11 protein-coding genes are annotated in these 12,780 nt (G+C 69.6%); 1 reads left to right on the top strand and 10 read right to left on the bottom strand.

Translation table 11 applies throughout. The features are described 5' to 3' along the window. Positions 1 to 85: 85 nt before the first annotated feature. Positions 86 to 802 carry a type 1 glutamine amidotransferase gene (locus G6N60_RS24945; protein WP_163742356.1) on the bottom strand — a complete coding sequence of 239 codons (717 nt, stop codon included), beginning with the start codon at positions 800 to 802 and terminating at the stop codon, positions 86 to 88. Continuing rightward, the gene (locus tag G6N60_RS24940) at positions 795 to 2,039 is read right to left on the bottom strand and encodes a Mur ligase family protein (protein WP_163742353.1); all 1,245 of its coding nucleotides are present in this window, start codon (positions 2,037 to 2,039) and stop codon (positions 795 to 797) included. Before G6N60_RS24940 ends, G6N60_RS24945 begins: the two co-directional genes overlap by 8 nt. 87 nt (positions 2,040 to 2,126) lie before the next feature. Between G6N60_RS24940 and G6N60_RS24935 the strand changes: the two genes are divergently transcribed. After that, entirely contained in the window at positions 2,127 to 3,116 is a 990-nt protein-coding gene (locus G6N60_RS24935; protein ID WP_163742351.1) for a DEDDh family exonuclease, read from the top strand. On the opposite strand, the gene leuA is transcribed toward G6N60_RS24935, so the two are convergent. From leuA to G6N60_RS24895, 8 genes are all read right to left on the bottom strand, one after another. Beyond that, positions 3,113 to 4,969, bottom strand: coding sequence for a 2-isopropylmalate synthase (gene leuA / locus G6N60_RS24930; RefSeq protein WP_163742348.1), 1,857 nt, complete (start codon positions 4,967 to 4,969; stop codon positions 3,113 to 3,115). The two genes, G6N60_RS24935 and leuA, sit on opposite strands and share 4 nt — an antisense overlap. Before the next feature lie 117 nt (positions 4,970 to 5,086). After that, positions 5,087 to 5,734, bottom strand: a complete 648-nt coding sequence (locus tag G6N60_RS24925) for a type II toxin-antitoxin system RelB family anti-toxin (protein ID WP_163742344.1) — start codon at positions 5,732 to 5,734, stop codon at positions 5,087 to 5,089. Beyond that, entirely contained in the window at positions 5,735 to 6,922 is a 1,188-nt protein-coding gene (locus G6N60_RS24920) for an NAD(P)/FAD-dependent oxidoreductase (RefSeq protein WP_163742341.1), read from the bottom strand. 76 nt (positions 6,923 to 6,998) lie between these two features. Next, complete coding sequence (locus G6N60_RS24915) at positions 6,999 to 8,327, bottom strand: FMN-binding glutamate synthase family protein (RefSeq protein ID WP_163742338.1); 1,329 nt, start codon at positions 8,325 to 8,327, stop codon at positions 6,999 to 7,001. After that, entirely contained in the window at positions 8,327 to 9,013 is a 687-nt protein-coding gene (locus tag G6N60_RS24910; RefSeq protein ID WP_163742335.1) for a GltB/FmdC/FwdC-like GXGXG domain-containing protein, read from the bottom strand. The genes G6N60_RS24915 and G6N60_RS24910 overlap by 1 nt, the downstream gene beginning before the upstream one ends. Further along, a complete protein-coding gene (locus G6N60_RS24905; RefSeq protein WP_163742333.1) occupies positions 9,001 to 9,897 on the bottom strand; it encodes a class II glutamine amidotransferase domain-containing protein in 897 nt (298 codons plus the stop codon). Before G6N60_RS24905 ends, G6N60_RS24910 begins: the two co-directional genes overlap by 13 nt. A 24-nt stretch (positions 9,898 to 9,921) precedes the next feature. After that, complete coding sequence (gene glnT, locus G6N60_RS24900; protein ID WP_163742329.1) at positions 9,922 to 11,241, bottom strand: type III glutamate--ammonia ligase; 1,320 nt, start codon at positions 11,239 to 11,241, stop codon at positions 9,922 to 9,924. Between the two features lie 111 nt (positions 11,242 to 11,352). Further along, a complete protein-coding gene (locus G6N60_RS24895; RefSeq protein WP_163742327.1) occupies positions 11,353 to 12,606 on the bottom strand; it encodes an ammonium transporter in 1,254 nt (417 codons plus the stop codon). Positions 12,607 to 12,780 lie beyond the last annotated feature (174 nt).

Below are 12,780 nucleotides of genomic sequence, written 5' to 3'. Positions count from 1 at the left end.
CACTGCCGTCCGACATCTCGCGAGATTGCGCTCAGTCGACGAAAGTGCGAGAGCGCCGTCGACTCACTGCAATCTCGGCGACGCGCTAGGCCCGGCGGGGCGCTGCCAGCCGTTCCCGCCGCAGCCGGTCGACCTCGTCGAGCTGCAGCGGGGCCAGCTCACCCACCACGCGCGCCAGCAGGTGGTCGGCCAGTTGCGGGTTGCGGGCCAGACACGGGCCGTGCAGATACGTGGCGACGATGCTGCCCTGCACCGCACCGTCGACACCGTCGCCGGCGCGATTGCCCGCGCCGCTGAGCACGGTGGCCAGCGGCCGGGCGTCAGGCCCCAAAGTCGTTCCGCCGCGGTGGTTCTCGAAGCCGGTCAGGCGTTGGTCGAGGCCGGGCAGCAGGGGCTGGGACACCACCTCGCCGATGGTCCGCTTCGGCTGCGGCGACGTCGTCACGTCGAGCACGCCCACCCCGTCGACCCGTTCGCCGGACGACGTCTCGTACCAGTGGCCGAGCACCTGGATCGCCGCGCAGATCGCGAGCACCGGCGCACCCCGCTCGATGGCCCGCTGCAGCCCGGGGTGGCGGACCAGATGCTTGGTCGCCAGCCGCTGGGCGTAGTCCTCGGCGCCGCCGAGGGTGTACAGGTCCAACGACTCGGGCACCGGGTCCGCCAAGTTGATCTCGACGACCTCGGCGTCGAAACCCCTGAGCCGCAAGCGTTGTCGAAGGACCACGGCGTTGCCGCCGTCGCCGTAGGTGCCCATGACGTCGGGCAGCACCAGCCCGATGCGGACGGTCGACTCACTCACGATCGTCCCCTCGCGCAGCGGGCAACCGTCGGTTCAGTTGCAGGAACGCCGTGTAGTTGGCGATCACCTCGACGTGACCGGGCGGACACGACGCGATGGCGGCCAGGGTGTCGTGCACCAGGGTGTGGTCGACGCCCGCGTAGCCGAGCCGTACCGCGAGGTCCGTCCCGCGCTCACCGGCCGCGACGACCGCGGTGTCCTCGAAGTGCTCGAAGGCGACGTCCCATAGCCAGGACAGATCCTCGCCGTCGGGCACCCGACCGTTGACGGCGATCACGACGCCCGCGCCGTGCTTGTCGACCATCGACAGCGCCTCCTGCCAGCCCGCCGGATTCTTGGCCAGCAGCACCCGGGCGGTGTGCGGCCCGAGTCGCACGGTGCGGTAGCGGCCGGCGACCTCGTCGACGCCGGACACCGCCGCGACCGCGGCGACGGGATCGGCGCCCAGCGCCACGGCGGCCGCGATCGCCTGGGTGGCGTTGCCACGGTTGACGGCGCCGGGCAGCGCGAGCGTCATGGGCAGCATCAGACCACCGGGTCCGTGGACGTGCGTCTCGTCGAACCACCAGTGCGGGGTGGGCCGCGCGAAGGTCGTGCCCGTCGAGTACCAGTGCGAGCCCTCGCGAACGATGACCTCGCCGCTGCGCGGGCAGCTCACCGAGTCGTTGGCCCAGCTGCCGCCGGCGGCCACCCACACCACGTTCGGGCTGTCGTAGGCCGCCGACGTCATGAGCACGTCGTCGCAGTTGGCCACCACGACGGCCTTCGGATGACGCGCGAGACCGCCGCGCAGCGTGCGCTCGATGTGGTTGATCTCACCGACGCGGTCGAGCTGGTCGCGGGAGAGGTTGAGCAGGACGATGACGGCCGGGTCGACGGCGTCCGCCACGTGCGGCACATGCATCTCGTCGACCTCGAGTGCGGCCAGCGTCGCCTTCGGCGCACCCGCCAGCGCCGCGATGAGGCCCGCGTCCATGTTCGCGCCCTCGGCGTTCGTGGCGACGGGGCCCAGGGTTGCCAGCGCGGCAGCGGTCATCCTGGTGGTCGTCGACTTGCCGTTGGTGCCGGTCACGACGACGGTTCGGCGGCCCGCGCCGAGCTGCCCGAGGATCGTCGGTTCCAGCGTCATCGAGACCAGACCGCCGATCATCGCCCCGGCTCCGCGGCCGGTCACGCGTGAGGCCCACCGCGCCGCGGATCCGGCGCTCAGGGCGAGACGCCCGCGTGCGGTGACCATCCGGGTGAGTCTAAGAGGGCGAAAGTCGGGCGGCGACACGCGGCGTCCCGGCCCGGGCTTGTCGGGCCTGCGTGCCATCCTCGAAACGTGACCCCGACGTTCGGCCGACCCGCCACCGAGCCCGGCACGGGCTGGGCGGTGGTCGACGTCGAGACGACGGGGTTCCATCCGCGTCAGGCGCGCGTCGTCAGCGTGGCCGCCCTCGCGGTGGGCGACGACGGAAACGTCGAGGGCAGCTTCTCGACGCTGCTGAATCCCGGCGTCGACCCGGGACCGACCCACGTCCACGGACTGACCGCGGACATGCTGGAGGGCCAACCCACCTTCGGCGACGTCGTGGATCAGCTCGCGGCAGTGCTCGCCGGACGCACGCTGGTCGCGCACAACGTGGGCTTCGACTACGCGTTCCTGGCCCACGAGGCCGAACTCGTCGGCGCCGAACTGCCCACCGACACCGTCATGTGCACCGTCGAGCTGGCCCGCCGGTTGGACCTCGGCATCGAGAACCTCCGGTTGGAGACGCTCGCCGCGCACTGGGGGGTCACCCAGATGCGGCCCCACGACGCACTCGACGACGCGCTGGTGCTCGCCCAGATCCTCAAGCCCGCGCTCGCGGGCGCCCACGACCGCAAGGCGTGGTTGCCGGTCCGTCCCGTGCACCGTCGCTGCTGGCCCAACGGGCACGTCACCCACGACGAGCTGCTGCCGCTGAAGGCGGTCGCGGCCCGACTGCCGTGCGACTTCCAGAACCCGGGCCGGTTCGTGGCGGGCCGACCGCTGGTGCAGGGCATGCGGGTGGCTCTGTCGGCCGAGGTGGCGCACACCTACGAGGAGCTCATCGAACGCATCCTGCACACCGGGCTGGCCTACACCGACACCGTCGATCAGCAAACGTCCGTCGTCATCTGCGACGAGGCCGCCCCCACCCAGGGACGAGGATTCCAAGCCCTCGAGATGGGGGTGCCCCTGCTGTCGGACGCTGACTTCATGGCCCTGCTCGACCGCGTCGTCGGTGGCACCGACGTCGAGGAGTTCACCGACGCCACCCTCAGCGGCGACCAGTTCGCGCTGTTCTAGCCGCGGGCCGCCCGGTTCACCGCGGAGACGACCGCCCGTAGCGACGCCGTCGTGATCGAGGTGGCGATCCCGACGCCCCACACCGTCTTGCCGCCGACCGAGGCCTCGACGTACGCGGCGGCCTGCGCCTCGACGTCCGCCGACAGCGTGTGCTCGGAGTAGTCGAGCAGGTTCACGTCGTAGCCGACGGTCGACAGCGCGTCGACGAACGCGGCCAACGGACCGTTGCCGGTGCCGACGATCTCGCGCTCCTCGCCGTCGACCTTCACCACCGCGGTGATCGTGTCGGTGCCGCCGTCCTCCTCGGCGGCGTCGACCCGCTGCCGCATGCGTTCCAGCGGACGGATCGGTGCCAGGTACTCCTCGGCGAAGACGTCCCACATCTCCTTCGGGGAGACCTCGCCGCCCTCGCCGTCGGTGATCTTCTGGATGGCCTGACTGAACTCGATCTGCAGCCGTCGCGGCAGCGACAGGCCGTGGTCGGCCTTCATGATGTAGGCGACGCCGCCCTTGCCGGACTGTGAGTTCACCCGGATGACGGCCTCGTAGGTGCGACCGACGTCCTTGGGGTCGATCGGCAGATACGGCACCTGCCACAGCATCTCGTCGACGTCGCTGCCTGCGGCGTCGGCGTCGACCTTCATCGCGTCGAGGCCCTTGTTGATGGCGTCCTGGTGGCTGCCCGAGAACGCGGTGTACACCAAATCGCCTCCGTACGGGTGCCTTTCGTGTACGGGCAGCTGGTTGCAGTACTCGACGGTGCGGCGGATCTCGTCGATGTTGGAGAAGTCGATCTGTGGGTCGACGCCGCGGCTGAACAGATTCAGCCCGAGTGTGACGAGGCAGACGTTGCCGGTCCGCTCGCCGTTGCCGAACAGGCAGCCCTCGATGCGGTCGGCGCCGGCCTGGTAGCCCAATTCGGCTGCGGCGACGGCAGTTCCGCGGTCGTTGTGCGGATGCAGGGACAGGATGATGGAGTCGCGGCGGGCCAGGTTGCGACTCATCCACTCGATCGAGTCGGCATAGACGTTGGGCGTGGCCATTTCGACGGTCGCGGGCAGGTTGACGATCAGCGGGCGCTCCGGCGTCGGCTCGACGATGTCGGCGACCGCATCGCACACCTCCTTGGCGTACTCCAGCTCGGTGCCGGTGTAGGACTCGGGGGAGTACTCGAAACGCCATTGCGTCCCAGGGTGTTTCGCTGCTTCGGCGACGCAGAGCCGGGCGCCCTCGGTCGCGATGGCCTTGACGGCATCGCGGTCGGCGCGGAACACCACGCGCCGCTGCAGGATCGACGTCGAGTTGTAGAAGTGGACGATCGCGCGCGGGGCGCCGGCGCACGCCTCGAAGGTCCGGGTGATCAGCTCGGGCCGGCACTGCGTCAGCACCTGGATCGTCACGTCGTCGGGGATCGCGCCCTGCTCGATGATCTCGCGCACGAAGTCGAAGTCGGTCTGCGAGGCCGAGGGGAAGCCGACCTCGATCTCCTTGTAGCCCATGCGGACCAACAGGTCGAACATGCGGCGCTTGCGTTCCGGGCTCATCGGATCGATGAGGGCCTGGTTGCCGTCGCGCAGGTCGACCGCGCACCACATCGGCGCGGTGCGAACGATCTGGTCCGGCCACGTGCGGTCGGCCAGCGTGATCGGCTCGACCTCTTCGGCGAAGGGACGGTAGCGGTTCACGGGCATCGACGTACCGCGCTGGGTGTTCCACGCGGGTTGGCCGGGATGCGGCGCGCCCGCGGGCATGCTGATCGTGCGCGCCGAGGTGTAGGCGTCGATCGAATGGGGGTTGGGGTTGTTCACGGTTCCTGCTCCGGATTCGTCTGTTGGGATTTCAGACCGGCGCATCACGAACCCCCGCGACGGAGAGCCAGTCTGGTTCAGACTCCGTCGCGGCGTCCGAGGAGGAGCACCCGCTGCACGCCGGTCACGTTACTCCCGACCCGCCACACCACCAAACGGGGGTCAGACCTGCGAATCGGGGAACGCGACGACCGACAGGAAGCGGATCGGCAGCTGCACCAGGTCGACCGGGCCGTGGGCGCCCTCCCCGTCGAGCTGCAGGGAATCACCAGGATGCAGCTGGTAGACCGACCGGCTGTGGCTGTAGTCCATGACGCCCTCGAGCATGTAGATGAACTCGGTGCCGGGGTGCTGGAACAGCGGGTAGGTCTGGCTCTTCTCGGTCAGCGTCACCTCGAGGCACTCCAGGCGCTTGTGCTCACCGCGCAGCGAACCGAGCAGCTGGTACTCGTGCCCCTCCCTGGTGCCGTTGCGGACGATGCGCGCACCGGTGCCCGCCTTGACGAACGCGGCGGGCCGCTCGACGTCGGCGCCACGGAACAGCGTCGTGACGGGCACGTCGAAACCCTTGGCCAACAGCGCGAGCGTCGACAGGCTGCAGGAGGTCTGGGCGTTCTCGATCTTGCTCATCATCGCCTTGGAGATGCCGACGCGGGCCGCCATGTCGGCGACCGTGAGGCCCTGCTGCTGGCGCAGCTGGCGCACGTTGCGTCCGATGGCGGCCTCGAACTCCAGGTCTTCTATCGCTTCGCTCGGATCGCGGTCGCGGGCGGTGCCGGACTCGTTGCGGAGCAGGGGAACGTCGGTCATCTATCGCATCTCACCAGCCCCCACGTACGGATAGGGCGTCTTCAGTAGATCACCCTCGGCGAATCGGGACAGCCGGAAGTCGGTGTCGGGGATGCGGGGGTCGGCGCTGCGTCCGTCGACCACCAGGTCGGCGACCAGGTTGCCGACCGCGGGTGCGATCTTGAAGCCGTGCCCACTGAACCCGGCCGCCACCAGCAACCCGTCGACGTCGGTGCGCGAGATCACCGGATTCCAGTCGGGGGTGACGTCGTAGCAACCGGCGTAACTGCCGGTGATGGTGGCCTCGCCGAAGCCGGGGAAGCGGGTCCCGACGCGGTCGATCGTGACGTCGACGAAGTCGTCGGTGGCGCGGTTGAGGTAGGCGTCGGGGTCGGCCTCCTCGCCGTGGGCGAGATCGCTGTTGCCGAAGAGCAGTTCACCGCCCGGCTCGGGCCGGATGTACTGCAGCGACACCAGATCGGAGAACACCGGCACGTCGCCGACGTCGACGCCGGGTGCGATCATGACGAGCTGCTCGCGGACGACCCGAATCGGTACGTCGATTCCGTAGCGGGACAACAGGTCTCGCGTCCACACGCCGGTGGCGACCACGACGGTGCCCGCGGAGATCTCGGTGCCGTCGGCGAGGCGGACGCCGGTGACCCGGCCGCCGTCGAGCAGCAGGTCCGTCATCTCGGTGCCCTGCCGGATGCGCACCCCGGCGCCGCGGGCCGAGACCGCGAACGCCTGCGCCGTCTGGTAGGCGTCGCCGAATCCGCCGCGCGGCTCGAAACCGAAGGCGGCGAACGGTTCCAGATCCGCGTGTGGCCACATCGTCGCGACGTCGGTGACGTCGATCTCCTCGGTCTGCACACCGACGGCGCGCTGGGCGGCGAGGCTCTTGCGCAGCGCGTCCACGTTCGGCTCGCCGACGCCGACGACGTAGCCGGTCTGGCGAAAGCCGATGTCGGTGCCGAACAGCTCCTCGGCGTTCTCGAACACCTCGAGCCCCACCGTCGCCATCGCGGCCAGCGAACTGACGCCGTAGTGGCAGCGGACGATGCCCGAGGACTTGCCCGTCATGCCCGATCCGACGGTGCCGCGCTCCACGACGAGCACGTCGGTCACCCCGCGCCGGGCCAACGCCCACGCGGCCGCGGCCCCTTCGATACCGCCTCCGACGATGACGACGTCGAACGTCTCGCTCACCGCGCGTCACCCCCGCGATTCGTGTCGGTGTGGGAGCGGCGACCGCGACGGAAGTGACACGAATCGAACGTCTCGCTCACCGGCCCGGGATCCAGTCGGTCCCGGCGAGCGGCACCCGCGCCATCGCGGCCGCCTCGATGCTGGTGGCGACGAGGTCCTCGGGTTCGAGATGCCGCACGTGGGCCTTGCCGCACGCGCGGGCGATGGTCTGCGCCTCCAGCGTCAGCACCCGCAGATAGTTGGCGAGCCTGCGGCCGCCCTCGACCGGATCGAACCGGGCGGCCAGCTCGGGATCCTGAGTGCTGATGCCGGCCGGGTCGGTGCCGTCCTGGTAGTCGTCGAAGAATCCGGCTGCGCTGCCGAGCCTTTCGTACTCCGCGGCGTAGCGCGGGTGGTTGTCGCCGAGCGCGATCAGCGCCGCGGTCCCGATCGCGACGCCGTCCGCGCCGAGCGCCATGGCCTTGGCGACGTCGGCGCCGTTGCGGATGCCGCCGGACACGATCAGCTGCACCTCGCCGTTGGCGGCGCCGGACCGGTGCACGCCCAACTCGGCCAGCGCCTGCACGGCCTGCGGGATGGCGGCGAGCGTGGGGATGCCGACGTTCTCGATGAATACCTCCTGGGTGGCCGCGGTGCCCCCCTGCATGCCGTCGACGACGACCACGTCCGCGCCGGCATGCACGGCCAGCTTGACGTCGTAGTACGTGCGCGACGCGCCGATCTTGACGTAGATCGGCTTCTCCCAGTCGGTGATCTCGCGCAGCTCGTTGATCTTGATGGTCAGGTCGTCCGGCCCGGTCCAGTCGGGATGGCGGCATGCCGACCGCTGGTCGATGCCCTCGGGCAGCGTACGCATTCCGGCCACGCGCTCGGAGATCTTCTGCCCCAACAGCATTCCGCCGCCACCTGGCTTGGCGCCCTGGCCGAGCACGATCTCGATGGCGTCGGCCCTGCGGAGGTCGTCGGGGTTCATGCCGTATCGCGACGGCAGGTACTGGTACACCAGGTGCTTGCTCTGGTCGCGTTCCTCTGGCGTCATGCCGCCGTCGCCCGTCGTGGTCGACGTGCCCACCTCGCTGGCCCCGCGGCCGAGCGCCTCCTTCGCCGGTCCAGAGAGCGCCCCAAACGACATGCCTGCGATCGTGACTGGAATGTCAAGGTGCAGAGGGTGTTTGGCACTGCGACTGCCGAACGTCACGTCGGTGTCGCAGCGCTCGCGGTACCCCTCCAGTGGATAGCGCGACATCGACGCGCCGAGGAACAGCAGATCGTCGAAGTGGGGCAGCGGACGTTTGGCGCCCCAGCCGCGGATGTCGTAGATGCCGGTCTCGGCCGCCCGCTGGATGGCCGCGATGGCGTGGCGGTCGAAGGTGGCGGACTCGCGCAGACCCCAGGTCGGATTCATCAGTAGCTCCCGGCGTTGTCGACGTGGAAGTGATAGAGACTGCGGGCGGACCCGTAGCGGGTGTAGGAGTGGGTGTCGTCGTCACCGAAGCCCGCGGCCTTGAGCAGGGCGCCCAGCTCGTCGTGGTGTTCGGGCCCCATCTCCTTGGCCACGCAGTCCGCGCCGAGCGACTTCGGGGTGCCGCGGACGTAGATGCGGGCCTCGTAGATCGAGTCACCGAGCGCATCGCCCGCGTCGCCGCGCACCACGAGCCTGCCCGCCTGGGCCATGAACGCGCTCATGTGGCCGATGTTGCCGCCCACCACGATGTCGACGCCCTTCATCGAGATGCCGCACCGCGCAGCGGCATCGCCGTCGATCACCAGCAGGCCGCCGTGGGCCGTCGCGCCCGCCGACTGCGAGGCATTGCCCTTGACCCAGACCGTGCCGCTCATCATGTTCTCGGCGACCCCGGTGCCGGCGTTGCCGTCGATGACGATCTCGGCGCGCTGGTTCATCCCCGCGGCGTAGTACCCGACGTGGCCGAGGACCGTGACCTTGACGTCGGCGTCGAGGCCCACGGCGACGTTGTGGGCGCCTGCGGGATTCTCGATGACGAACTCACCGCGCAGATCTGGCGTGTGCAGTGCCGAATTGACCTCGCGCAGTGGGGTATTGCGGAGATCGAACGTGGTCACCTGGTCCACGCGTACACCACCTCGGGCTCGGGTTCCCAGATCGCGGCCTTCTCGACGCCGGGCAGGCCCGACAGGGCGCGGTACTCGCTGCCCATCGCGACCCAGTCGGGGGTCTCGGCGATGACGGCCGGCTTGCACGCAATGGCGTCGCGGACCACGGCGAACGAATCGCGGTTGGAGACCAGCAGCGTGTAGAAGCCGTCGAACGTCGCGCACAGTTCCTTCAACGCGGTCTCGACGTCGCGGCCCTCGGCGAGGCGGCTGGCCACGAACCGGGCGCCGACCTCGGTGTCGTTCTCGCTGTCGAAATGCACTCCGGCAGCGCGCAGTTCGCGGCGGATGGCCGCATGGTTGGCGAAGGATCCGTTGTGCACCAGGCACTGCTCGGGGCCGACGGCGTAGGGGTGGGCGCCGCTGGGGGTGACGGCGGACTCGGTCGCCATCCGCGTGTGCCCCACGCCCTGCCAGCCCTGCGCATCGGTCAGCCCCCACGAGGCCGTGAGCGTCCGCGGGTCGCCAACGCCCTTGAGCACGGCCAGGTCTGCGCCGAAGCCGGCGACCAGGACACCCGGGTACGCCGCGCGGGCCGCCGCGAGCAGCGTCTCGGACCCGGCGTCGGCGCTCAGCTGAAACGTGTCGCCGATCATGGCGACCTCGACCTCGGCGCCGAGCTCGGCACCCACGCGGGTGGCGACGCCGTCACGGTCGTCCCCGACGTCGAGCAGGGAGACAGACCCGCGGCCCGGCGGACTCCAGCGGGGGTCGCCGTACACCGCGACTCCGGCCGAGTCGCTTCCGCGGTCGGACATCTCGCACAGCATCCCGGTGAGCAGCTCGCCCAGTCGCGGATAGAGGTCGGGTGTGCGTAGGTGCAGCCCTACGATTCCGCACATCGGTGGTCTCCCTTCGAGTTTCGATCAGAATGCGGTGAGGTACTGCTCGACCTCCCACGGGCTCACCGTGCCGTGGTAGGCGAAGAACTCCTCGCGTTTGAGGTCCCCGAAGTAGGCCGCCACTCCCTCGCCGACCGCGTCGAGCACGCCGGCGACCACGTCGTCGGCCGCCAGCTCGTCGACCGCGTGCAGCAGCGTCGGGGGCAGCGGACGACCCCCGTCGGCGACGGCGCCGATGGGGCCGGGATCGAGCTGGCGGGTGATTCCGTCGAGACCGGCGCCGAGTGCCGCGGCGATCGCGAGGTACGGGTTGGCCGAGCCGTCGCCGCCGCGCAGTTCGATCCGCTGATCATCGGGGACCCGGATGTAGTGGGTCCGGTCGTTGCCGCCGTAGGTGGGTTGCCGCGGCGCCCAGGACGCCCCCGAGGCAGTGGTCAGTGCGCCGGTTCGCTTGTAGGAGTTGACCGTTGGTGCGATGACGGCCTGCAGCGCGCACGCGTGCTCGAGGATGCCCGCGACGAATGAGTAGGCGACCGGGGACAGCCCCAGGCCGTGACCATCGGAGGCGGCGTCACCGGGGAACAGCGCCGCGCCACCCGCGGTCAGCGAGAGATGCAGGTGCAGGCCACTTCCCGTGCGGTCGCCGAACGGCTTGGGCATGAACGTCGCGATCATGCCGCGCTCGGCGGCGATCATCGACAGCAGGTAGCGCAGCGTGATGACGCGGTCCGCGGTGGTCAGCGCGTCGGCGAACTGGAAGTTCTGCTCGAACTGGCCGTTGCCGTCCTCGTGGTCGTTGGCGTAGTTGGACCAGCCGAGCTGGTTCATCGCCGACGAGATCGTCGTCAGGTGGTCGTACATCCTGGTCACGCCGCGGGCGTCGTAGCAGGGCCGAGCCGCGGTGTCAGCGCTGTCGGCGGTCGCCAGCGTGCCGTCGGGATCGCGCGTCAGGAGGAAGTATTCGACCTCGGCGCCGACCCACGGCTCGTACCCGGCGGCGGTGGCTCGCGCGACGAGCGACTTGAGGATGTTGCGCGGTGCGTACGGCCATGGTGCGCCCAGGACGTGCGGGTCGCAGTGGACGAGCGCCAGCCCCTCCTTGACGAAGGGCACGGGGGTGAAGGACGCCGGGTCCGGCATCGCCATCAGGTCGGGATCCTTGGGCTCCTGCCCGATGGCGCCGACGGCGTAGCCGGCGAAGCCGACGCCCTCCGTCGCGAGTTGCTCGACGGCCTCGATCGGGACGAGCTTGGCGCACGGTTTGCCCCGCAGGTCGACGAACAGCGCGAGGATGAACGTGGTGTCGGTGTCTCGCGCGAGATCGACGAGGTCGGTGCTGGCCATGGAACGCGTCCCTGTCTCTTGTCCGGAATCAATGTATCAGCTTGGGAAACCCGCCGTCACGCGAAGGGCCCCGGCCGGTGCGGGGCGAAGCGCACCGGCCGGGGCCAGTCTCTAGGCGGGCGACAGCTCGTAGGCCGCGTCGCGGTGCAGTACGGCGTCGATGCCGCTCTCCTCGTCCTCCGGCGCGACGCGGATGCCCATCGTCTTCTTGATCGCGATGGCGATGACGTACGCCACCACGAACGAATAGACGAGTACGGCGCCCGCTGCGACGGCCTGGCGCCACAGCTGGTCGAAGCTGCCGCCGTAGAACAGCCCGTTGACCTTGTTGGGCATGCTGTCGCTGGCGAGGAACCCGATGAGCAGGGTGCCGATGACGCCGCCGACGAGGTGCACGCCGACGACGTCGAGGCTGTCGTCATAGCCGAACTTGGACTTCAGCCCGACGGCGTAGGGGCAGATCGCGCCCGCGACGACGCCGAGGATGATCGCGCCGACGGGAGTGACGGCGCCGCAGGCCGGGGTGATCGCGACCAGGCCGGTGATCGCACCGGCCGCCGCGCCGACACCGGTGACGTGCCCGTCCTTGAACTTCTCCACGGCGAGCCACGCCAGGGTGGCCGCGCAGGTCGCGACGAACGTGGTGACCATGACGATCGCGGCCGAATTGCCCGCCGCGAGCGCCGATCCGCCGTTGAACGCGTACCAACCGGCCCACAGCAGACCCGCGCCCAGCAGGGTGAGCGGGACGTTGTGCGGCCTGCGCAGCTGGCCCCAGCTCGCGGACTTGCCGAGCACGATGGCAACGGCCAACGCCGCGGCGCCCGCGTTGATGTGCACGGCCGTTCCGCCGGCGAAGTCGATGGCCTTGAGGTTGTTGGCAATCCAGCCGCCGGTCGCGTCGGGGGTGACGGTGCCGTTGACCGCGAAGACCCAGTGCGCGACGGGGAAGTAGACCAGGACGGCCCAGAAACCGGCGAACACCATCCACGCGCTGAACTTCATCCGGTCGGCGGCAGCGCCGGAGACCAGTGCCACGGTGATGGCCGCGAACAGCGCCTGGAACAGTGCGAACAGGCTGACCTGCAGTCCGGAGATCGTGGTCTGGGAGGCCAGCAGGTCCTTCATGCCCGCGAATTCGGTGATGCTGCCGACGAACCCGCCGTAGGACGTCCCGAAGGCCATCGAGAACCCGAACAGCACCCACAGCACGCCGACGAGGGCGGCCGAGCCGAAGGTCATCATCATCATGTTCGTCGAGCTCTTGACCGAGACCATGCCGCCGTAGAACAGCGCGAGGCCGGGAATCATCAGCGTGAGGCCGATGATGCAACACAGCATGAAGGCCGTGGTTCCTGTGTCCATCGAATTTCCTCCAGTGGTGCGGCCCCACGTGGGCCGATCACTGGCAGTAACCTATGTTTCTGTTACGTAGACAGGATTGGCGTGTTGCGCGTGCGTTACGCCTCGTGTGAGGAACTCGTTACGAACCGTTCACGCCGGGAGACGGGTGGGTAATCCGTGCGCCGCACGGTATAC

The organism is Mycolicibacterium madagascariense (genome assembly GCF_010729665.1).
GTDB classification, from domain to species: Bacteria; Actinomycetota; Actinomycetes; order Mycobacteriales; family Mycobacteriaceae; genus Mycobacterium; species Mycobacterium madagascariense.
Note: the sequence above shows the minus strand (reverse complement) of the source record. Positions and strands in the feature narration are given on the sequence as shown.